The organism is Caloramator sp. Dgby_cultured_2 (genome assembly GCF_028872215.1).
Classification (GTDB): domain Bacteria; phylum Bacillota; class Clostridia; order Clostridiales; family Caloramatoraceae; genus Caloramator; species Caloramator australicus.
Map to the genome: position 1 here is coordinate 2,521,839 of NZ_CP118396.1, position 22,127 is coordinate 2,543,965.

Here is a 22,127-nt window from a genome sequence, read left to right on the forward strand (position 1 = left end):
TTTATCTATAAGATATCCCTGAATTTTTCAACATTAAGTTCCTTTAAAATCTCAAGTTGCAATTTGTTTTCAATACCTTCAACAATTACACTTAATTTTAATGAGTTTGCCATTGAAATAATGGCCTTTATTATTTCGATATTTTTTTCATCTTTTATGTTATTTATAAGGGATCTATCTATCTTTAATATATCTATAGGGAGTCTAGCTATATAATTTAGAGAGGAATAACCTGTTCCGAAATCATCTATTGCAATTTTTACACCTAATTCCTTTAATTTATTTAATATTTCTGCTACCCTTTCTAAATCTTCTAAAGCTTCTTCTTCAGTGATTTCAAGAATTACATTCTGAGGGAAAAAGTAAACTTTGTGATAGTGTCTTTAATGAACTCTACAAAGTTTTCATCTATAATTTGTTTAAAAGAGGTATTAATTGAAATTGAAAAATTTTCCACACCTGAATCCATCCAAATTTTACATTGTTTAATTGAATTAGTTAAGACAAAGTTATCTATCTCGGGAAGTAATCCTAATTCCCTTGCAATTGGAATAAACTGATTAGGTGGGATAATCTTATTATCTAAACTTAATCTAACTAAAGCTTCTGCACTACAAACTTTATTTTCCTTTAAACTATAAATAGGTTGATAGAATATAATAAATTCATTATTTTCTATACATTGTTTTAATTTGTTGCTTAAAGTTAAAGTGGTTAAAGCCTTTTCATTTAGTGCAGGATTGAAATATTGATATTTTAATTTTTTCTTTTTACATTCATACATGGCTATCTCAACGTTTTTTAGTAAACTTTTAAGAGTAGAACCATCCTTTGGAAATTCGGCTATTCCTATGGATGCTTCAATGTATAATTTGTCTGATTTTAAATGCAAAGGTTTGGATAATAGGTTAATAATATCATTAACTATATTTTGAATTTGAAAAGTGCCGCTCAGGTTTTCAAGGATGATTAAAAATTCGTCGCCCCCTATTCTTGCTATAAATTTATTCTTTTTTATATTATTTTGTAATTTCTTTGATAAAAACTTTAAAACTGCATCGCCTAAATCATGTCCATACATATCGTTTATATTTTTGAAATTATCTATATCAAGCAAAATAGCGTAAAAGGGTCTCTTAGCATTTATCAATTCTTCAATGTGTTTTACGGCTTTTAGCCTATTTGGAAGTTGAGTTAAACTATCATGATATGCAAGATAGTAAATATCATCAAGGCTTTCCTTTAATCGTTTTGACGTTAGTTTAAATTTATCCAGCATAGAATTAATGTCCCTTGATAAAATATCAATCTCATCATCACCGCCAATAGGTAGGCGAAGTTCAAGATTTGATGTTTTTTCAATAGTATTAATTATATCCTTAATCAGCATTATCCTGTTGAGGATGGATTTTCTTAATCTAAAAACAAATATCAAGATGGATGTAAGAACTAATAACAGAGAAGTAAGGGAAAAAACATGATGTTTTTTATAGCTTCACGATAAAAAATCCTTTCAAATCTAATTGTAAAGGACACCGAGGGATGATTAAAAATATTTTTAAAAGTGGTTTTAGCATAAATTAAATTATCATTGAGTTTTAAAGATCGATCAAGAAAATTAGTTTTTTCTATAGAGTCTATATTAACTGTCAGATCATTATCTATTTCACGAATTTCTTCCTTGTTTAAATATTTACCAACTATAAAATACCCTTTTGGCGGAGATGATGCATTGCTGTCTTGAATTGTTTGAATGCTTAATAAAACTGGTGTGTTATAAAGGTTTTCTACGCCTAAAGTATCTTTACCAATTGATAATATATATTTGTTTATTAAAGGAAGTATACTTGTTTTTATCTTTTTGTTTAAAAATTCATCATCATAACTATTTTGGTTATATCTTTCATATATAATGTTCCCACTTTTATCGGTAATAAATAAAAAGTTTACGCCGTTTTTATCAAAGGAAATATCGTAGTTGAAATTTGAATTTATATATTCGGAATTTTGTTTCTACAAATTTATAAGTTTCATCCCACTTTGAATAATCAAGGGATAGGCTATATAACATATGAGCTTGTTTGTTTATATAGATTTCTAAGCGATTTATTTTATCATAAGCTATTTGTTTCTCAAAAGTTGTTACAGGATCAAAAATATATTTTTTAAAAATAAAAAAAGTTAAGACAAGCACTATTAAAGCCACTATACTAATATCTTTTGTCAATCGCTTCTGTATCTTCATGCGTTATCCTCCAAAAGTTAGTATTAAGTAATATTATACAATAAACAAAAATTTATGAAAATATTAATTTTGTGAAAATACAGATATTGAATTTTACTAAAAATTATGATATTATTTTTTAAGGAAACGTTTCCAAGGAGTGATTTTATGTCAGTTACAATAAAGGACGTAGCAAAAAAGCAGGTGTAGGCCTAGGAACCGTGTCAAGAGTTTTAAACAATCATCCTTCGGTCTCTGAGGAAACAAGGAAAAAAGTTTTAGATGCTATTAAGGAGCTTGATTATAATCCAAATGCAATAGCAAGAAGCTTAAAAGTAAAATCTACAAAGTCTATTGGTGTTATGATTCCTGATATATCCAGTGCCTTTTATCCTGATATAGTAAGGGGCATAGAAGATATAGCAAATGAGTATAAATATAACATAATACTTTTAAATACAGACCTTAAAAGGGAGAAGGAAAAGGAAGCCCTTATAATGCTCAAAGAAAAAAGGCAGATGGAATTTTGTTTATTAGTAATACAATAAGCGAAAAATTAAAAAGGGATTTTAAGAAGGTAAACATACCTATAGTTTTGATAGCCACAAAAGATGATGAAAGTGAATTTTACAGCGTTACCATAGATAACGAAAGGGCAGCCTATGAGGCTACAAAGTATTTAATTAAATTAGGCCACAAAAGGATTGCCATGCTTGCAGGGAAAAAGGAAGACCCTAATGCTGGAATTCCAAGAATAAACGGATACAAAAGGGCACTTGAAGAAAGCGGCTTAAAATTAGATGAAAACATCATATTTTACAGTGATTATAAATTTAAAAGTGGATATCAAAATATGCTAAAAGTTCTAAAGCTTAAGGACAAGCCAACTGCAATTTTTTCAGCTTCAGATACCATGGCTGTTGGTGCTGCATCTTGTGCGATGCAACATGGCTTTAAAGTCCCTGATGATTTTTCAATTATAGGTTTTGACGGAGTAGAACTTGCAGAATACTTTTATCCTCCTATAACTACTGTAAAGCAGCCAAGATATGAAATGGGAGCAAAGGGGATGGAGATGCTTATAAAAATACTCCAAGGAGAAGATGTAGAAAGGGAAGTTCAACTTGATTTTGAATTAATTGAAAGAAGCTCTTGCAAAGTAAAGGGGAAAGTTGATGAAATTTATTAAAAAGTATTATTTTGAACTTCTTTTAATTTTACCGCTGGCTTTATATATCCTTGGCTTTACTATTTTTCCTATTTTAAAAACCATTTTGTTAAGTTTTCAAGATAAAGATACAGGGGCATTAGGTTTTTCAACTTATCAGTATCTTTTTGCTAAAAAGGATTTTAATATGGCAATATTCAACACGATTGCAGTTACATTGGTAGGGCTTACATTTCAATTAGTTGTAGGTTTATTTATTGCAATGGCTCTAAAGTATGATTTCAAAGGAAAAGGATTAGTAAGGTCCCTGGTTTTACTTCCAATGGGGGTGCCAACACTTGTATCAGGTGTTACATTGCTTTATATATTTGGAACGCAAGGATATTTAAACGAATTGTTATACAGGCTCGGTATAATAACAAAGCCAATTGCGTGGACATCAGGAGGTATAAAAATATATTCGTCATAGCCTTTGCGGATTCTTGGAAGGTATTGCCGGTTGTAGTATTACTTCTTTTAGCTGGCTTGGAATCGATTCCAAGCGATGTTTATGAAGCAAGTGCAATTGATGGTGCATCAAAAACCCAAACATTTTTCTATGTTACATTGCCTCTTTTGAAACCCTCCATCACAATGACTATGATACTAAGGGCTGTAGATTCATTTAGAATATTTGAACTTCCAAAGATTTTAGCAGGTAGAGTTACTCCATTCCTTGCAACCTATGCCTATGATGAATATTCCTACAACAACCTAAATGCATCAGCAGCAGCATCGACGATATTGCTACTTATCATAATAATATTCATGGTATTATACTTTAGATTTGTGGATAGAGGGGAGGGAGTAAAAGGTGCAAAGTAAAAAAATCATTAGCAAATTTTTCTTCTACCTTGGAATAATACTTATAGTGCTGTTTATGACAAGTGCCTGTTTATATACTTTTTAGAGTTTCCTTTGCTGTGCCTGAGGATGTTTTAACATCTCATCCGAAGTTTTTAATTACAAGGTTTGAGTTTAAACATTGGGAGCAGGTGTTTAAATCAGGGAATCTTTGGCCTCCCCTCTATAAGAGTTTTATAGTTGCGACACTTACTATGATTTTAGCTTTGATTATTGCTGCACCTGCTTCCTATGCAATTTCTAGATTTGATAGGAAGATAAAATATGCAATAATTCTAACTTTGTTCTTTACGAGGATGTTCCCAAATGTAGGTATAGCACTGCCAATATCTGTTACCTTTTTAAAGTGGAACCTTATGGATACAAACTTAGGACTTGTTATGGCACACTTAATAGAGCAGCTCCCGTTTATTGCGTGGATATTGGTTTCAACCTTTGAAACGATTCCGATTGATCTTGAAGAGGCAGCATCAATTGATGGTGCAGGTAGAATAAGAACTCTACTTAAAATAGTTCTTCCAGTTGCAGCACCAGGGCTTGCAGTTGCAGCTATGTTTACATGGCTTAATTCATGGAACGAGTTTACTTATGCCCTTTATTTATCTCTTACAACAAAGACATTACCGCTACAAATTTATTACTACGTTTTAAGAGGTGGTTTCTTCCAACAGGCAGCCTACTCAACGATACTTACAATACCAGTATTGATTATTACATTTGCCCTCCAAAGATATATAAGATCAGATTACCTTGGGGGAGCTATAAAGGGTTAATGACTGCCTAAGGCAGTTAATATAATCATATAAAAAGGGGGAATCTTGATGAAATTTAAAAAACTTGTAGCACTTGCTTTATCTTTATTTGTTGTTTCAGGTTTCTTTGCAGGCTGTGCTAAAAGGAAGCTCAGCAGCCTACAACATTAAGAGTTACAATGGGTCTTGGTGAAGAAGAATGGAAGGTTATGAGGGAGGAGATATTCCCAGCCTTCGAACAAGCAAACAATTGTAAAATTGAAGCTATTCAAGTTGAATCAGGGGACGTTGTAAAGAAATTAGAAGCAATGAAACAGGCAGGAAAGATGGAAATTGATCTTATTGCACAGGATAACATGGCTCTTGCGCCACTTGTAGAAAAGGGACTTGTTGAAGATATTTCAGAATTTAGAAGCAAAATTCCAGCTGAAATAATTCCTTCACTTGTTACAGTTGGTGAATTTGATGGAAAGCTTTATTTCTTCCCATTCAGACCAAATGTTGAAATCAATTTCTACAATGAAGCTAAGTTCAATCAATATGGATTAAAGCCACCAACAAACTGGGACGAATTATTACAAGTTGCAAAAACATTAAAGGAAAAAGAAGGCGTTGGTAAGGTAGGTATTAAGGCTGTATTTGACGGAAATACAACTGTTCAATTATTCGAATTCATAAGACAAGCTGGTGGAGACCCACTTGTTCTTAATGATGAAGGAAGCATTAAGGCTTATACATTCTTGAAGGAACTTTGGCCATACCTTTCACCAGACTCATTAAAGGCTGACTGGAACACAACAAATAGGTTTATTGCTGAAGAATCAATGTATCTTGCAGCTAACTGGCCATTTGGTGTTAACGTAATTGTTAAGGATGGCGGAAAGAAGGAAATAAAGGCTTATGGTGGATTCTCAGGACCAGTTAAGGCTTCAAAGGTCCTTGGTGGAGACGTTCTTGGTATTCCAGTTGGATCACCAAACAAGGAACTTGCTCTTAAGTTCATCGAATACTTAATGTCAAAGGAAGTTCAAGAAAAACTTGCTTCAAAGCTCGGCTGGCCATCAGCAAGAACAGATGCTTATGGTCAAGTTGAAGATTGGCAAAAGCCATATTTTGATGCTATAAACGAAGCTATGAAGGTTGCTGAACCAAGACCAAACCTTGTTTACTGGGCAGATGTTGATAAGGCTCTTAACGATGCATTAAAGGAAATAGTTATCGACGGTAAGGATGTTAAGGCTACATTAGACAAGTATCATCAAAAGATTGAAGAAGCAAAGCAAAAAGCAGGTAAGTAATAATTTGGCATGCCCTAAGGCATGCCAAATTTTAATAGAAAGGAGATGTTGCAATGAATGAAATAAAGAACGATCTTTTAATAGATGAATGGAAAATAGTTGAGAAAAATTTTAATCTAGAGGGCAGCAAAAAAATGAGACAATTTTCTCAATTGGCAACGGTTATATTGGAATGAGGGGAAATTTTGAAGAAGGCTTAAAGGATAAAAAATATACAGTAGAAGGCACATATTTAAACGGTTTTTATGAAACCCATGAAATAAAATATGGAGAAAAGGCCTATGCCTTCCCAGAGATAGGTCAGACTATGTTAAACGTCATAAATTCAAAGATTATAAAAATTTATGTTGATGATGAAGAATTTAATATGATGGATTCAGAAATTTTAGATTATGAAAGGGTTTTGGATCTTAAGGAAGGAGTTTTAAAAAGAAAAGCTGTATGGAGAACTAAAACAGGTAAAGAATTGGAATTAAATTTTGAAAGATTGGCAAGTTTCGATGATAAGCACCTTGCAGCAGTAAAAGTTTCAATTATACCTTTAAATTTTAGTGGAAAAATTAAATTGGTTTCGTTAATAGATGGAAACGTAAAGAATCTTACTGCTGAGGATGATCCAAGAGTAGGTTCGGGACTTTCTGGAAGATCCCTTGAAATAATAGAAAAAAATATTGAAGATGACGAAATTTCAATCCTTTCAAAAACAAAGAATTCTAACTTTAAACTTTTATGTGCAGCCAAAAATTTATTTACAACAGAACAAGATTATACAGTAAAGAGCATTGAGGATGAATATATAGTTGGAATTGAATACGAAATAAATGGGGTTGAAAAGAAAAAAATAGAATTTATTAAATATATATCCTACACAACAACAAGGGACTATGATGATGAAATTTTTAATGTGAAGGATAGGGTGCTAAAAAGGGCAGTTAAGATGGGTTATGAGAATATCAAGAAAAATCAAATAGAGTATATGAAAAGATTTTGGGAAAGTGCAGATGTTGAGATCGAAGGGGATGCTAAACTTCAGCAGGGGATAAGATTTAATATGTTCCATATTCTTCAATCAACAGGTAAGGATTCAAAAACAAATATAGGAGCAAAAGGCCTGACTGGAGAAGGATATGAAGGACATTATTTTTGGGATACAGAAATGTATATTATCCCAATGTTTATATATACAAAGCCTGAGGTAGCCAGAAAATTATTAGAATATAGATATAATACCTTGGACAAAGCGAGGGAAAGGGCGAGACAAATGTCCCATGAAAAAGGTGCTCTTTTCCCATGGAGAACAATAAACGGTGAAGAATGTTCGGCTTACTTTCCAGCTTCAACTGCACAATATCATATAAATGCTGATATAGCATATGCTATTAAGAAATATTATGAGGCAACTTTAGACGAAGAGTTTTTAATAAAGTATGGGGCAGAGATACTATTTGAAACTGCAAGGATTTTTGAGGATCTTGGTCATTATGTTGAAGGCAAGGGCTTTTGTATAGATGGAGTTACAGGTCCAGATGAATATACAGCAATCGTTAACAACAACGCATATACAAACCTAATGGCAAAGGATCATTTGAGTTTTGCAGCCTATGTAGCAGAATATTTGAAGAAAAACTTTAATGATGAATATCAAAGGATAAAAGAAAAAATAGAACTTGATGAAGAGGAAATAGTAAGATGGAAAAAAGCAGCCGACAATATGTATATTCCATATGATGAAAAATTAAAGATCCATCCGCAGGATGATAGCTTCCTTAGCAAGAAAATTTGGGACTTTGAAAATACCCCAAAGGAAAATTACCCTCTACTTTTGCACTACCATCCTCTTGTGATTTATAGGCACCAGGTTTGTAAACAGGCTGACTGGGTTTTAGCCCTATATTTACACAGCGATAAATTTACTAAAGAACAAAAATTAGGGATTTTGAATACTATGAGAAAGTAACAACCCATGATTCTTCATTATCTCCCTGCATTTTTAGTATTGTTGCCTGTGATATAGGATATATAGATAAGGCTTATGATTACTTTATGAGAACGGCAAGAATGGACCTTGATGACCACCATGGAAATACAAAGGATGGAATCCATGCAGCTAATATGGCAGGGTCATGGTTAGGTATTGTGGCTGGTTTTGGAGGATTTAGAGCCTTTGAAGATGAAATTTTATTTAGCCCAAGGATCCCACAAAATTGGAATAGATATTCATTTAAGATAAACTATAGACAAAGACTTATAAAAGTTGATGTAAATAAAGAAAAAGTAATATTACAATTAATAAAGGGAAGCCCTATTAAAGTTAAGCTGTATGATAAAGAAGTTCAGCTAGAGGATAAAATCGAAAGAGATTTAGCGAATTAAAATAGCCTTTAGACTGCTTATGACAAGAAAAATCAGGCTGATTACCCCATAAAGAGGATAAATTAGTCTTATAAGACTAGAAAAACTAATAAAAGCGAAGGGAATTGAAACTGATATTATTATAATTGCTGTCTGGCTATAATTAAGCTTAAAAAGATGTTTTAGTCTGTTTGAAAGGGAATAGATATCGCTAATTTCAGTTGAAATCATTTCAAGCCAAATAGCAATCAAAAGATTAATAGGGAGTATTTTTCCATAGAATCTTGCAATATATATATTTGGGACTTCTTTGCTAAAACTTTGAGGATAATAGCACAAAAGGGAGTAGTTTATTATAAGTGCTATAAAGGTTAATATGAAACTTCCTAATATGGAGCCTTTAATAAAGGCTCCTTTATTTTTATTTCCTCCATCATTGGTGTAAATACTCCAACTAAAGACATAATATTGAAGGAGGCATATATAATAGAAGAAACTATCCAATTTGTTTTAAAGGGTTTGTAGATATCAATGATATGATAAAATGTGTCCTTTTCCGAGAAAAAGACTAAGATTCCAAGTATTATTATGTTGATTGTTGAAAAGGGAACAACTAAGGAGTTAAATTCAATAATACCCTTTGTTGAAAAGAGGGAGATTAAAAGCACAACTATACAAACCAATATTACAGCAAATCTTTTATCGATATGGAAATATTCATAGAGCATCGTCGCAGAACCTGAAATCATAATAACATTACTGGAAAACACAAAAAAGTATAAATAGAATCGCTCAAGAATGAAAATTTCCCAAATACAAAATCTAAAAAATCCTTATATGATTTAAATTTATATTTATTAGATAATTCGATGATTATTATTGAAAAAAACATATATAAAAATAAACATAAAAATATTCCCCAAAAACCATCGACTCCATAAACAGTAAAAAATTGCAGTATCTCCTGACCGGAAGCAAGGCCAGCACCTATAATCGTTCCAACAAACACAAAGGCGATCTTTAATATGTTCATTTTATCACCTTAATATTATTACAAAACTATATTTATGAAAAAACCTAATAATAATGAATCCTTTGAGGAAAAATAAATAAAAAAGGTAGGTGATGATATGAAAAGGATTATAGCGATATTTTTACTATTGTCCATATTTTTTCTAGTTGGCTGCCCCGATAAGAATGAGAAATCAGATACTAATAAAACTGAAGTAAAAAGTGACAAACTGGACAAAAAAGTGCAGAGGAGTTTTTAAATAATTACATGTTCCACGCAATGCAAAGAGATATAAATGCGATGCTATCCTACTATAGCCCTAAGCTTAGGGAAAACTATAAGGAACTTCCTAAACAGGAAAATCCAAGACCAGTTGCTTATAAAATAGAAAAGGAAGGCTTTAATGAAGATGAGTTTACAGTCCATATATTTAGTTCTTATTCTAACTTTCCTTACTTTTCTGAGGATGTTTTCAAATATAAAATAATTACTAAGGATAGCAAACTTATGATAGATGAAATTAAAAAGGATAAATCTACTGAGTATTTTGCAAAGGGAAATATTCTTTATAAAAAGAAGATGAAAAGTCTAAGGCTGAAGCTATTATCTCCCTTGAGGATTTACCCAATTTTACATCTGCTCAAAACATGCTAACTCCTGAACAAAAGTTTAAAGTCCCTAAAAAAGATTTGGTCCTTGTGCATCCTCCCCCGAAGGGGACATGATTGTCATATCAAGCATTGATAAGGATTCTTTTTGGGGATGGTAAACCTTGAGGAGGAAACCTTTAAGGTATCTCAAGGAGGTGAGCAGGGTCAACAGGAGGGGCAAGCTGCCCAGCAGGCACAACAGGAAGGACAGGAGGAGGAGGGAAAAAGGGAGGTAAAAATAAAGTCCATAGATTATTTCCTTGGTAAGGTAATAAATTTAATAGCCTTTTCACCGGATGGTAAAAAGTTTTTAGTTGAGATTGAGGATGAAAAGGGAAAAAGGGAAATTAAAGCATATAACAGTGAAGATGGTTCAAGTATCGACATGCCCCTAAATTCTCAATTTAAAGGTGATGTTTTTTCTTTAAGGGACCCCTTTTTTATATCTGAAAAGGAATTTGCCTTTAGCGTCGATGTAAAGGCTAATGCAACGGATGAGGAAAAAAGACTTAAGGGAGACTGGATTTTTGACATTGAAAATAAAAATTCAGACAAATCAAACAATTTTGATTGGAATTTTAAAAATTTCAAAGTATAATATAAATAAAGAAAAAAATTGGGGTGGGTTTATGAATAGGGGGAATGAAGTTAAAATTATTAATTTCAAATGGCTAAGATTTAAAAAGAAGCTTAAAAATTTTTTTAGTTTTTTGTGCCTGCAAAAATTGTGATAAAGCAAAACAAAAGAATTCCCAAAGGATTCATAAGGTAATATAACTTTGTTTAAATTGCATATTTTATTCATATACCTTATATATTTAAGGTCCTTTTTTGTATGCTATGATGTTATTAAAGTCTTATATTTAAGGGGATCTTTATGGCTAAAGTTGTATTAAAGAATGTTTATAAAGTTTATCCAGGTAATGTTACTGCAGTTAAAGATTGTAATTTAGAAATTGAAGATAAGGAATTCGTAGTTCTTGTTGGACCTTCAGGATGTGGAAAATCAACAACTTTAAGAATGATTGCAGGCCTTGAAGAAATTTCATCAGGTGAGCTTTACATTGGAGACAAGCTAATGAACGATGTTGCACCAAAGGATAGAGATATTGCAATGGTTTTCCAAAACTATGCTCTTTATCCACATATGACTGCTTATGAAAACATGGCCTTTGGATTAAAGTTAAGGAAAGTTCCCAAGGATGTAATCGATAAAAAGGTTAGAGAAGCTGCAAGAATACTTGATATTGAACATCTTTTAGATAGAAAGCCAAAGGCTCTATCAGGTGGACAAAGACAAAGAGTTGCCCTTGGAAGAGCAATAGTTAGAGAGCCTAAGGTATTCTTAATGGATGAGCCTCTATCAAACCTTGATGCAAAATTAAGAGTTCAAATGAGAACAGAAATTTCAAAGCTTCATAAGAGATTAAATACTACATTTATATATGTTACCCATGACCAAACAGAAGCTATGACGATGGGAACAAAGATAGTTGTAATAAAGGATGGAGTAATTCAGCAAATTGCTGCACCACAGGACATTTATGAACATCCTGCAAACCTATTTGTTGCCGGATTTATTGGAAGCCCACAGATGAACTTTATCGATGCAAAGATTGTTAAAGAAGGAGATAATTTATTCATTGTATTTGGCAATGTAAAGCTCCCTATTCCACAGGATAAGGCAAAGGTTATTGAAGAAAAGGGCTATATTGGTAAGGAAGTAATCTTTGGTATAAGACCAGAACATATAGATGATAGCACAGATTTCATAACTGCACATAAGGAAAGCATAATTGAGGCTAAGGTAGAGGTTATTGAGCACATGGGTGCTGAAACATATCTTTATGTTGTATGCGAAGGCAAGAATATAACAGCAAGAGTTGAGCCAACAAGTAAGGCAAAGGTTGATGAAACTATAAAACTTGCTATAGATATGAACAAGATGCACGTTTTTGACAAAGAAACTGAACTTGCTATTTGCTAAGGAGGATATTTATGTCATTCTGCGATGATTTATATTTGGCCTTAGGATATGAAATTGGGTTATACGATATAAATGGCAATCTCAAAGAAGGAAAAGATATAGGGTTTAAGGACGTTGATGATATAGAAATCGGTGACTTTACCTTTATTAGGATAGGCGATAATATATTATCAATTAAAGGTAAATTATCGCAGGATGCCTGTAACCTTGTAAAGCTTTATTTTAGTTTTTATAAAAATAAAGAGGCTGCAGATGTTCTGCAGCCTCTTGAATATATTCTAAAAAACGATGTTCCTAAAGAAAAGCTAATAGGAAAGTTTTTAAATAAAACGACGATGTATATAATGTGCCCTATTAAGTATTTCAATATAGTAGAAAGTATTTACGATGGTTACGAGGCAGAACTTGTAAAGGATGACGAGGGCATTTATATAGTAAAAGAAATTGAAAATTTTGAAGAGGAAGCAGAATCCATTCTTGAGGAGTTAAAGCAGGAAGGTGCTAATAATGTAATAATAGGCTCGGGAAGACAAGTAAAGGGTGATTATACTATAAAAAATTCAGCTATTCATGCTAAAACATCCTGTCTTCTTGCGAAAAATTTAGGATACAATGAAGGAATATTCCATATTGATAAAATGATTCTTTATGGTATAATTTCTGAGGGTGATATGTCTAAAATAGATTTTTATCTAAATGGCGGGTATGAAAATTTTTATGATGTATACAGAGATAAAGAGCTTATAAATACAGCAGAAGAGCTCTTTAGGTGCCATCTTAATATAAGTGAGGCATCGAGAAGGCTGTATCTTCATAGAAATACGCTTCTTTATAGAATTGAAAAGATTAAGGCTATAACAGGACTTGATATTAAAAAATTTGAAGAGGCTGTTGTATTTAGGACCGTTATTTCTATTTTTAAATTAAAAAGAAAGTAGGGGAAGGTAATGGTTACAATAAAGGATGTAGCAGAAAAAGCTGGAGTATCCCCATCGACGGTATCAAGAGTAATATCGGACAGTCCAAGGATAAGTGAAAAACTAAGGAAAAGGTAAGGCTGGCGATGAAGGAATTAGGATATCATCCTAATGCTATAGCAAGAAGCCTTGTAAACAAGACGACAAAAACTATAGGAATAGTTATGCCACGTTCTGCTGAACATGTCTTTTGAATCCCTTCTTTCCAGAGGCGCTAAGAGGCATTGCAAAGTGTGCCCATGATGAAGAATATTGCCTGCTTCTTACTACAGGCAATACAGAAAAGGAGCAGATGGAATCTTTAAATTCCATTGTTTTTGGTGGAAGAGTAGATGGGCTTATTTTGATGTATTCGAGGGTAAACGATGCTATTTTAAACAAAGTTATGGAGCTTAACCTTCCTTTTTCGATGATAGGAAGGCCCTATAATGATGAAAATATAAATTTTGTAGATAATGATAATGTTAAATCTGCCTATGAAGCAACAAACTTTTTAATAAAAAAGGGACATAGAAGGATTGGGCTCATTAACGGTTCTTTAAATCTTGTCGTTTCATTAGACCGATTTGAAGGCTACAAAAAGGCATTAATTGAGAATAAAATAGAACTTGATGAAGGTTTATTGACCTCCAGCGATTTCGTTCAGCAGGGTGGATATGATTGTATGAAGATAATTTTGTCAAGTCCTAAGCCACCTACAGCTGTTCTTGTTACAGATGATTTAATGGCCTTTGGTGCTATAAGGGCTGCAAGAGAACTTGGTTTTAAGGTTCCTCAGGATATATCTATATTGAGCTTTAACAATATACCCCTTGCAGAACATGCAACTCCGCCGTTAAGTTCTGTTGATATCAATGCATATAAGTTAGGATTCGAAGCAGCAAGGCTTGTTATCGACGAAATAATGGGAAGAAATGAAGAAAAACAGAAAATTATAGTTGAAACAAAACTAATATCAAGAAAATCAGTAACAAATTATAAGGCAAAATAATGTAACCCCTTTAAAGGGGTTTTTGCTTACTTTAAGGAGATGATAATGTGAATATCGCTTTGTTTCCTTCCGTAAACGATGTTGATAAGGAATTTTTAAGGGATAAAGATGTAATTGTAATAGACGTTTTAAGAGCTACATCGGTTATTACAACAGCTATATATAACGGTGCAACTGTTTTTCCAGTATTAGAGGTGGAGGATGCATTAAAGTTTAAGGAAGAAGGATATCTTTTAGGTGGTGAAAGAAGGGGACTTAAAATCGATGGTTTTGATTTTGGAAATTCACCCTTAGAATATAAAAGGGAATTTGTGGAGGGCAAGAATATTGTTTTTACGACCTCAAATGGAACAAGAGCAATATATAAATCCTTTAATGCTAAAAATATCTATATTGGGTGCATGCTGAATGGAAAGGCTCTTGTAAAAAAGTATTCGAGGATAAAAGGGATATTGCCATAGTTTGTGCAGGAACTTATGGTAAGCTTTCTTTAGATGATTTTATATGTGCAGGGAAAATAATATATGAATTTTTAAAACTTGGGAATTGCAATATTGATGATATATCAACTGCTGCTTATATTGCCTATAGGGATTATAAAGGAAAAATATTAGAATATGTAAAATATGCGGGACATTATAATTATTTGATTTCTATAGGTTGTAAAGAGGATATAGAATATTGCTTTATGGAAGATATATTGGATGTGGTTCCTGTTTTTAAGGATGGAAGGATAGTAAAAATATAAGGCTGCATTGTATGCAGCCTATATTATTTGAAGTATAAGGAATTTTAAGTATAGGGTTTCACCGGAGTTCCAAAGGATTGGATGGTCCTTGGATTGGGTCCTATATTCAACTTGCCTTATAGTTTTTTGGCATCTATTGCAGCATCCATGATAACTTGATAAAAAGCTCTGGGGTTAAATGATGTGAACAAGAAGCTGTTACCAAAAATCCTCCGGGTTTTAAAAGCTTCATGGCTCTTAAGTTTATTTCTTTGTATCCCCTCATTGCACTTTCTACTGTATCTTTACTCTTTGTAAAGGCTGGTGGGTCAAGGATAACTACATCGAATTTTCTTCCTTCCTTTGACCATGGGTGAAGAACATCAAAGGCATTGTGGGCTTCAAATTTACATATATCCTGGAACCCATTAAGTTCAGCATTTTTTCTTGCAAATTCAACGGCATGTTCAGAAATATCTATTCCAAGAACACTTTTGCACCATATCTTGCGGCATGCAGGGAAAATGAGCCGGTATGGCAAAAACAGCCTAAAACATCAGCATCCTTTACAATGTCCTTAATGGCAGCTCTATTTTCCTTTTGATCTAGGAAGTAACCTGTCTTTTGGCCGTTTTCTATGTCAACATAGAATTTAACGCCATTTTCTTCGGTAATTATTGTAGTATCAAAGGGTTCTGTTAAAAATCCCTTTTGTTGATTAAGCCCCTCAAGTTCCCTAACAGGAACGTCGTTCCTTTCATATATGCCCTTTGGATTGAAGATTTCCTTTAAAACTTTTACTATAATATCTTTGTATTTATCAATTCCAAGGGCAAGGGTTTGGACAACAAGATAATCGCTATATTTATCAACGATAAGGGCAGGAAGAAAATCAGCCTCACCAAACACTACTCTACAGCATGTGGTTTCTATAACCTTTTTGCGATAGTTCCAGGCCTCTAAAATTCTTCTTCTGAAGAAATCTTCGTTTATTTCTTCATCTTTGTTTCTTGTTAGTATTCTTACTGTAATCTGGGATTTAGTGTTTATGTAACCTTTGCCTATAAATTTGCCTTTAAAATTGTAAACTTCAACTATATCTCCGTTTTCAAAATCGCCTTCTATTTTATCGATTTCACCAGAAAAAATCCAAGGGTGCCCCATTTCAGCTCTTAATCCTTTTTTAGATTTTAGAAAGACCTTTGCCATGAAGATTCCTCCATTTGTTTTTTAATTATTTTTATGTTTATTTACATAATCTCTAATAATCATCATTTCCTCAGATTTTAGTGCTATAAACTCACCACCTGCAATATATTCTCCATCTTCAACTTTAGTCCAGACGATTTTTACCAATACTCTAAATGGTATATTATCCTCTATTCTAAAATAAAATGATAGAAAGCTTTCATTTGGAATAAAGAAATTTGACCTTACACATATACCAGCTTCAGAAATATCACACACATAAAGCTTAGCATTATCATCAAGAAAAGTTCTTTTTCATTATTTAAAATTAAGGTAGGATATAGAATTTGACAGTCCATTTTGACCCTTTCAAATTTTCTACGTTCTTTATAATCCATATAACCACCCCAATCCCTATCTATATTTTTATTATACATGAGAAACAATATACATTAAATATAAAAAATTGTAAAAAATAAAATTAGAATGGAGGGATTTTATGACGAACTATTTAGGAGTTAAAACTTTTTTATAATGCTTGCAGTAGATATACTAATTGTTCTTGTTACCTTCTTTTTGTTTTCTAAATTAATACCCGGCGAGAAAAGACATAGGATATGGGAAAAATATATAAGCTCCTTTTCAAGGTTTGTAATTTATCTTTTTTAGTTACGGTTATAATAAACGTAATAACAGCTTTAATAGTCTACTCTTTAAGATATCAAAAATACTTAAATTATATTGCCCCAGCAGTTCAATCTGTTCTTATAGGGTTTATTGCTTCATGTGTTCCAAGGCGTGGTGTGGAGGAAAAAAGTCTTAAGCCTATCAACCCATAAATAAAACCCATTCACCAGACAATGGTTGATCTCAATTTCAAAAAGTAACGCCTAATATATGTGGCACTTTTAGATGAAAAATCTAAAAAGTGCCCTATATTTTTGACTTTATTGAATTTATATATCCTTCTTGGTATAATTTAAGAAAAAGAAAGGGGAAGGTGTATGAAGGTTGTTGCCTTTAACGGAAGCCCAAAAAGGAAGGAAATACATATCATGCTATAAAAATTGTAGCAGATGAACTTGAAAAGGAAGGAATTGAAGTTGAAATAGTCCATGTTGGAGATAAAATTATAAGAGGCTGCATAGCCTGCGGGATGTGCTACAAAAATAAAAATGAAAGATGCATAACGGATGATGAGGTAAATGAATGGATTCAAAAGATGAAAAACGCTGATGGGATAATTTTAGGCTCACCAGTTCACTATTCCGGCATTGCTGCAACCATGAAGGCCTTTTTAGACAGAGCCTTTTATGTTGCATCAGCAAATGGAGGGCTTTTTAGGCATAAAGTAGGAGCTTCAGTAGTTGCTGTGAGACGTTCAGGTGGGGTTACAACCTTTGAACAGCTTAACAATTATCTTCTTTATTCAGAAATGCTCATTCCAACGACAAACTATTGGAATGTAATTCATGGTGCAAAACCTGGGGAAGTTTATCAGGATGAAGAGGGAGTTCAGATAATGAGGATCCTTGGCAAAAACATGGCATGGCTTTTGAAATTAAAAAGAGTGGAGAAGGTATAGTCCTTGAGCCTGAAAAGGAGAAAAAGATTTTTACTAATTTTGTTCGCTGATACTAAATAGGCAAAAATTCCACAAAAAACACTTGAAAAAATAAAAAAATGTCTTATAATTTATTTTGTCGATAGCGGGGTGTGGCGCAGATGGGAGCGCGCGTGGTTTGGGACCATGAGGTCGCAGGTTCAATCCCTGTCACCCCGACCATAGGTTTAGCCTTAAGGCTAAACCTTATTTTATAATCTCATAAGGAAATTTTTACCGGGGCGTAGCGCAGGTGGTAGCGCGTGTGGTTCGGGACCATAAGGTCGCAGGTTCGAGTCCTGTCGCCCCGACCAAAATGGCCTGTGGCTTTATAGCTTACAGGTCTTTTTTACTTTCACTTATTAAGAATTTTATTTACTTAAATGACTAAAAATTTTTATATATTGGTAGGAAATAAACACATTATGGAGAATAAATTTAGTAAGAGATAAAAAATGTGAGGTGGCGATATGGATAATCATAAAAGAACAGCAATTATAACGGGTGGAGGTCAAGGAATAGGAAAGGGAATAGCTAAAAGACTATTAAAAGAAAATTATAACGTCATAATTGCAGAAATAGATAAAGAGGCAGGAGAAGAAACGGAAAGGGAATTGAGCTCATTAGGCAACATTAAATTTATTCACTGCGATGTATCGAAGGAGGATGATGTTAAAAAACTTATTAAAGAAACGGTAAAAAATTTCGGTGGAATTGACGTTTTAATAAACAACGCTGCAATTTCAATAAATAAGTCTATAACAGAACTTAGCCTTGATGAGTGGAACAGGGTAATTGGAGTAAACTTAACTGGTGCATTTTTGTGTTCAAAATACTGTGCACCCTACATAAAAGAAAGAAAAGGTTCCATAATAAACATAGCTTCAACAAGGGCCTTCATGTCGGAATCGAATACCGAGGCCTATTCAGCATCAAAGGGGAGTATTTGCCCTAACCCATGCCCTGGCCATAAGCCTTGGACCGGATGTAAGGGTAAACTGCATAAGTCCAGGATGGATTGAAGTTAGTCACCTTAAGAAGCAAAGCCAACGATATATTGCAAATTTAACGGAAATGGACCATAAGCAACACCCAGCAGGAAGAGTTGGCAACGAGGATGATATAGCATCGCTAGTTTTATTTTTAATCGATCCACAAAATTCCTTCATAACAGGTGCAAATTTCATAGTTGATGGAGGCATGACAAGGAAAATGATTTATGTTTAAAAATAAATAATTCATAGAAAGAAGGTCTTATTATGACAAAAGGTGCTGTTGTTTATTTTTCCCTTGATGGAAATACTGAGTTTGTGGCAAATAAGATTACTGAAAGGACAGGATTTGAAATTATAAAGATAAAGCCCTTAAAAGAGTTCAAGTATAAAGGATTTTGGAAGTTCTTTTATGGTGGCAAGATGTCCCTTTTTGGTGAAAGGCCGGAGGTTGAGAGGGTGCCTAATTGGGAGCTTTACGATACTATATTTTTAGGGACTCCAATTTGGGCAGGAAGACCTTGTCCATATGTCCTATCTTTTATTGAAAATCATCCTTTTAATGAGAAGAAGATATACCTATTTTCAACCTTTGCAGCGGACGAGAAAAAGGCTTATGAATATTTCACTAAAAAATGAATTTGATTATTTCTGATGAAATTGGCTTTAAGGATTCTTTTATAAAAAATAAAATAGAAGTTGAAAAAAGAATAGAGAATTGGCTCAAGGGGCTCATATGAGCCCCTTGTTTATTGCACCCCAAAGATAAAGGGATAATATAGTTCTGTAGGGTTTAATGTAAAGCTATAATTATTTTATCATAATTTCTACTTTTATTTGACAATACTAATATCAAATATTATAATTTTATATAAATATTAAAAGACTATGATGGGAAGAGTAGATATGGGAAGTAGTCATAGCGAGTCGGTGGCGGTGGAAGACCGATACGAAGCCCATATTGAAGAACATCCCGGAGTTTCTTACCGAAATCGATAGAGAGTAGGCTAAGACGTGGCTGGAACGTTAAATCCAGGGGGTATGTTAGTACCTTCAAAGAGGCCATTTTGGCAATTTGGGTGGCACCGCGGAAGTTAAGCCTTTCGTCCCATTTAGGGATGAAGGGCTTTTTAATTTGGAAAAATATACAGGAAAGGGAGGATAAACATGTTTGAGGTTGAAGTAAAGGAACTTTATAGACATCAAGAAAAGTATCTAAATCAAGAGGTTAAAGTTAGCGGCTGGATAAGAACAGTTAGAAGTTCTAAAAGCTTTGGATTTATTGAGCTTAATGACGGAACCTTCTTTAAAAATCTTCAAATTGTATTTGACGAAAAACTAGATAATTTTAAGGAAATTGAAAAGCTTCCCATTAGTTCATCAATAACTGTGGAAGGTAAGTTAGTTGAAACACCTGGTGCAAAGCAGCCCTTTGAAGTTCATGCGGATAGGATAGTAGTTGAAGGATATTCCCATTCTGATTATCCGCTACAAAAGAAAAAGCATTCCTTTGAATACCTAAGGACTATAGCCCACCTAAGACCAAGGAGCAATACCTTTTCAGCAGTATTTAGGGTAAGGTCAGTTGCAGCCTATGCTATTCATAAGTTCTTCCAAGAAAGAGGCTTTGTTTATGTTCATACTCCAATAATAACAGGAAGCGACTGCGAAGGCGCAGGACAAATGTTTAGAGTAACTACCCTTGATCTTAATAATCTTCCAAGAAAGGAAGATGGTTCAATTGATTTTTCTGAAGACTTTTTGGCAAGGAAACAAATCTTACAGTTTCAGGACAATTAGAAGCAGAAGTTTATGCCCTTGCCTTTAAAAAGGTTTATACCTTTGGACCAACCTTTAGAGCAGAAAATTCAAATACACCAAGACATGCATCGGAGTTTTGGATGATTGAGCCAGAGATCGCCTTTGCTGATCTTAACGATTACATGGACCTTGCAGAGGATATGGTTAAATATATAATCAGCTATGTTCTTGAAAATTGCCCAGAGGAGATGGAGTTTTTCAATAATTTCATTGACAATACATTATTTGAAAGATTAAATAATGTTGTTAATTCAGAATTTGCAAGAATAACATACACAGAAGCAATAGAGCTTTTGAAAAAGTCAGGAGAGAACTTCCAATTCCCAGTTGAATGGGGATGCGACCTACAAACAGAACATGAAAGATATATCACAGAAAAAATATTTAAAAAGCCAGTATTTGTAACTAATTATCCAAAGGATATAAAGGCCTTCTATATGAGATTGAATGATGATGGAAAGACTGTTGCAGCTGCAGACCTTTTGGTTCCTGGAGTTGGAGAGATAATCGGAGGAAGCCAAAGGGAAGAAAGATACGATGTGCTTTTAAATAGAATAAGAGAGCTTGGAATGAAAGAGGAGGACTACTGGTGGTATCTAGAACTTAGAAAATACGGTGGAACAAAGCACGCAGGATATGGCCTTGGTTTTGAAAGAATGATAATGTATCTAACAGGGATGAGCAACATAAGGGACGTTATCCCATTCCCAAGAACTCCAAGAAATGCAGAATTCTAAAGTGACAGGCACTTGACATTTTGACTTTTTGACATTACTATAATTTACCAACACCTTTTTAGATGAAAAGTCTAAAAAGGTGTTTTTATTTATATAATATACTTGAAAATAATGGTAAAAGGACTTAAAATATTATTAAAAGACGTGCACAAATTGTGCACCAATGGAGGGGTTGGGATGAAAAGATTTGCCTTTATTATTCATCCAATTGAATATACTGATGTTAGCAGAAAATTTAAGTTTCTAAAAAATCTTTCAGAAAAAAATGTTGAGAGGATAATAAAATTTTTACCTCCTATAAAAATATCTAAAATAACAGGGATAAAAAGTGAGCTTTCAGAAACTGAAGGTTATTTTATTGCAGTTCCTTTAACATCAAATCAGATGTTATCCTTACCTGAAGACTATGTTTTAAAAAGAATAATAAGGGCGGCAAAGATGGCAGAAAAATTGGATGTTGACATTGTAGGCCTTGGGGCTTTAACATCGGTTGTTGGGGATGCAGGAATAACAATCGCTGAAAACGTAAACATCGCGGTAACATCTGGAAATAGTTTAACCGTTGCAACAGCTGTTGAAGCAACCAAAAAGGCAGTTGATATTATGGGTAAATACTTAGATGAATGCAATGTTGCTGTAGTAGGTGCAACAGGATCCATTGGAAAGGTTTGTGCAGAACTTTTATTGCCGGAGGCAAAAATATGTTCCTTGTTGCAAGGAATATGGAAAGGTTAAAGGAATTTGC

Annotated in this window: 22 protein-coding genes, 2 tRNA genes, 7 pseudogenes and 1 other annotated feature; of the genes and pseudogenes, 24 read left to right on the forward strand and 7 right to left on the reverse strand. The window is 33.4% G+C overall.

What is annotated here, in order from left to right; all coding sequences use genetic code 11:
- Positions 1–5: 5 nt before the first annotated feature.
- From PWK10_RS17665 to PWK10_RS20220, 3 genes and pseudogenes are all read right to left on the reverse strand, one after another.
- Positions 6–344 carry an EAL domain-containing protein gene (locus PWK10_RS17665; protein WP_342455832.1) on the reverse strand — a complete coding sequence of 113 codons (339 nt, stop codon included), beginning with the start codon at positions 342–344 and terminating at the stop codon, positions 6–8.
- On the reverse strand, positions 344–1,390 hold the full coding sequence (locus PWK10_RS17670; protein WP_274766932.1) for a diguanylate cyclase domain-containing protein: 1,047 nt from the start codon (positions 1,388–1,390) through the stop codon (positions 344–346). The genes PWK10_RS17665 and PWK10_RS17670 overlap by 1 nt, the downstream gene beginning before the upstream one ends.
- A gap of 59 nt (positions 1,391–1,449) precedes the next feature.
- Positions 1,450–1,998, reverse strand: a pseudogene (locus PWK10_RS20220) (CHASE4 domain-containing protein); the annotation flags it as partial.
- A 447-nt stretch (positions 1,999–2,445) separates the two neighbouring features.
- Here PWK10_RS20220 and PWK10_RS17675 point away from each other — a divergent pair.
- The 9 genes and pseudogenes from PWK10_RS17675 (at position 2,446) to PWK10_RS17715 (ending at position 8,718) form a co-directional block, all read left to right on the forward strand.
- Complete coding sequence (locus tag PWK10_RS17675) at positions 2,446–2,772, forward strand: LacI family DNA-binding transcriptional regulator (RefSeq protein WP_274766933.1); 327 nt, start codon at positions 2,446–2,448, stop codon at positions 2,770–2,772.
- Complete coding sequence (locus PWK10_RS17680) at positions 2,751–3,413, forward strand: substrate-binding domain-containing protein (protein WP_274766934.1); 663 nt, start codon at positions 2,751–2,753, stop codon at positions 3,411–3,413. The genes PWK10_RS17675 and PWK10_RS17680 overlap by 22 nt, the downstream gene beginning before the upstream one ends.
- The gene (locus PWK10_RS17685; protein WP_274766935.1) at positions 3,400–3,861 is read left to right on the forward strand and encodes a carbohydrate ABC transporter permease; all 462 of its coding nucleotides are present in this window, start codon (positions 3,400–3,402) and stop codon (positions 3,859–3,861) included. The genes PWK10_RS17680 and PWK10_RS17685 overlap by 14 nt, the downstream gene beginning before the upstream one ends.
- A gap of 23 nt (positions 3,862–3,884) precedes the next feature.
- On the forward strand, positions 3,885–4,256 hold the full coding sequence (locus PWK10_RS17690) for a carbohydrate ABC transporter permease (protein ID WP_274766936.1): 372 nt from the start codon (positions 3,885–3,887) through the stop codon (positions 4,254–4,256).
- Positions 4,257–4,318: 62 nt separating this feature from the next.
- On the forward strand, positions 4,319–5,068 hold the full coding sequence (locus PWK10_RS17695) for a carbohydrate ABC transporter permease (RefSeq protein ID WP_274766937.1): 750 nt from the start codon (positions 4,319–4,321) through the stop codon (positions 5,066–5,068).
- Positions 5,069–5,226: 158 nt separating this feature from the next.
- Positions 5,227–6,345 carry a sugar ABC transporter substrate-binding protein gene (locus tag PWK10_RS17700; protein ID WP_274766938.1) on the forward strand — a complete coding sequence of 373 codons (1,119 nt, stop codon included), beginning with the start codon at positions 5,227–5,229 and terminating at the stop codon, positions 6,343–6,345.
- A gap of 53 nt (positions 6,346–6,398) precedes the next feature.
- Positions 6,399–6,521: a hypothetical protein gene (locus PWK10_RS17705; protein WP_274766940.1), complete on the forward strand. Its 123-nt coding sequence runs from the start codon at positions 6,399–6,401 to the stop codon at positions 6,519–6,521.
- Positions 6,518–8,412 (forward strand): annotated as a pseudogene (locus tag PWK10_RS17710) (glycoside hydrolase family 65 protein); the annotation flags it as partial. The gene PWK10_RS17705 and the pseudogene PWK10_RS17710, both read left to right, overlap by 4 nt.
- A gap of 45 nt (positions 8,413–8,457) precedes the next feature.
- On the forward strand, positions 8,458–8,718 hold the full coding sequence (locus PWK10_RS17715; protein ID WP_342455833.1) for a glycosyl hydrolase family 65 protein: 261 nt from the start codon (positions 8,458–8,460) through the stop codon (positions 8,716–8,718).
- Between the two features lie 365 nt (positions 8,719–9,083).
- Here PWK10_RS17715 and PWK10_RS17720 read toward each other — a convergent pair whose 3' ends face one another.
- Positions 9,084–9,425: a hypothetical protein gene (locus tag PWK10_RS17720; RefSeq protein WP_274766942.1), complete on the reverse strand. Its 342-nt coding sequence runs from the start codon at positions 9,423–9,425 to the stop codon at positions 9,084–9,086.
- Positions 9,426–9,442: 17 nt separating this feature from the next.
- Positions 9,443–9,730 carry a hypothetical protein gene (locus PWK10_RS17725; RefSeq protein WP_274766943.1) on the reverse strand — a complete coding sequence of 96 codons (288 nt, stop codon included), beginning with the start codon at positions 9,728–9,730 and terminating at the stop codon, positions 9,443–9,445.
- A gap of 246 nt (positions 9,731–9,976) precedes the next feature.
- Here PWK10_RS17725 and PWK10_RS17730 point away from each other — a divergent pair, with 246 nt between their 5' ends.
- The 7 genes and pseudogenes from PWK10_RS17730 to PWK10_RS17760 all read left to right on the forward strand — a co-directional run bounded on the left by PWK10_RS17730 (position 9,977) and on the right by PWK10_RS17760 (position 15,062).
- A complete protein-coding gene (locus tag PWK10_RS17730) occupies positions 9,977–10,363 on the forward strand; it encodes a hypothetical protein (protein WP_274766944.1) in 387 nt (128 codons plus the stop codon).
- 108 nt (positions 10,364–10,471) lie between these two features.
- Entirely contained in the window at positions 10,472–10,957 is a 486-nt protein-coding gene (locus tag PWK10_RS17735; protein ID WP_274766945.1) for a hypothetical protein, read from the forward strand.
- A gap of 279 nt (positions 10,958–11,236) precedes the next feature.
- Positions 11,237–12,346 carry an ABC transporter ATP-binding protein gene (locus PWK10_RS17740; RefSeq protein WP_274766946.1) on the forward strand — a complete coding sequence of 370 codons (1,110 nt, stop codon included), beginning with the start codon at positions 11,237–11,239 and terminating at the stop codon, positions 12,344–12,346.
- Between the two features lie 11 nt (positions 12,347–12,357).
- On the forward strand, positions 12,358–13,284 hold the full coding sequence (locus PWK10_RS17745; protein WP_274766947.1) for a PucR family transcriptional regulator: 927 nt from the start codon (positions 12,358–12,360) through the stop codon (positions 13,282–13,284).
- A 9-nt stretch (positions 13,285–13,293) separates the two neighbouring features.
- On the forward strand, positions 13,294–13,401 hold the full coding sequence (locus PWK10_RS17750; protein ID WP_274766948.1) for a LacI family DNA-binding transcriptional regulator: 108 nt from the start codon (positions 13,294–13,296) through the stop codon (positions 13,399–13,401).
- A 112-nt stretch (positions 13,402–13,513) separates the two neighbouring features.
- The gene (locus PWK10_RS17755) at positions 13,514–14,314 is read left to right on the forward strand and encodes a substrate-binding domain-containing protein (RefSeq protein ID WP_274766949.1); all 801 of its coding nucleotides are present in this window, start codon (positions 13,514–13,516) and stop codon (positions 14,312–14,314) included.
- A gap of 47 nt (positions 14,315–14,361) precedes the next feature.
- Positions 14,362–15,062, forward strand: a pseudogene (locus tag PWK10_RS17760) (2-phosphosulfolactate phosphatase).
- 18 nt (positions 15,063–15,080) lie between these two features.
- Here the strand turns inward: PWK10_RS17760 and PWK10_RS17765 are convergent.
- Positions 15,081–16,250: pseudogene (locus PWK10_RS17765) on the reverse strand (class I SAM-dependent rRNA methyltransferase).
- Positions 16,251–16,271: 21 nt separating this feature from the next.
- Positions 16,272–16,508: a PilZ domain-containing protein gene (locus PWK10_RS17770; protein WP_274766950.1), complete on the reverse strand. Its 237-nt coding sequence runs from the start codon at positions 16,506–16,508 to the stop codon at positions 16,272–16,274.
- Between the two features lie 338 nt (positions 16,509–16,846).
- Between PWK10_RS17770 and PWK10_RS17775 the strand changes: the two genes are divergently transcribed.
- The 8 genes and pseudogenes from PWK10_RS17775 to PWK10_RS19115 all read left to right on the forward strand — a co-directional run bounded on the left by PWK10_RS17775 (position 16,847) and on the right by PWK10_RS19115 (position 22,117).
- The gene (locus PWK10_RS17775) at positions 16,847–17,068 is read left to right on the forward strand and encodes a hypothetical protein (protein ID WP_342455571.1); all 222 of its coding nucleotides are present in this window, start codon (positions 16,847–16,849) and stop codon (positions 17,066–17,068) included.
- 165 nt (positions 17,069–17,233) lie between these two features.
- Positions 17,234–17,864 (forward strand): annotated as a pseudogene (locus PWK10_RS17780) (flavodoxin family protein).
- 75 nt (positions 17,865–17,939) lie between these two features.
- Positions 17,940–18,015: transfer RNA gene (locus tag PWK10_RS17785), tRNA-Pro, on the forward strand.
- 55 nt (positions 18,016–18,070) lie between these two features.
- Positions 18,071–18,146, forward strand: a tRNA-Pro gene (locus PWK10_RS17790).
- 156 nt (positions 18,147–18,302) lie between these two features.
- Positions 18,303–19,059 (forward strand): annotated as a pseudogene (locus PWK10_RS17795) (SDR family oxidoreductase).
- Positions 19,060–19,091: 32 nt separating this feature from the next.
- Positions 19,092–19,463 (forward strand): flavodoxin family protein, encoded by a 372-nt coding sequence (locus tag PWK10_RS17800; RefSeq protein ID WP_274766951.1) that lies wholly within the window; start codon positions 19,092–19,094, stop codon positions 19,461–19,463.
- A gap of 240 nt (positions 19,464–19,703) precedes the next feature.
- Positions 19,704–19,938, forward strand: a binding site (T-box leader).
- A 53-nt stretch (positions 19,939–19,991) separates the two neighbouring features.
- Positions 19,992–21,382, forward strand: a pseudogene (gene asnS / locus PWK10_RS17805) (asparagine--tRNA ligase).
- A gap of 177 nt (positions 21,383–21,559) precedes the next feature.
- Positions 21,560–22,117 (forward strand): hypothetical protein, encoded by a 558-nt coding sequence (locus PWK10_RS19115; protein WP_342455572.1) that lies wholly within the window; start codon positions 21,560–21,562, stop codon positions 22,115–22,117.
- Positions 22,118–22,127: the final 10 nt, after the last annotated feature.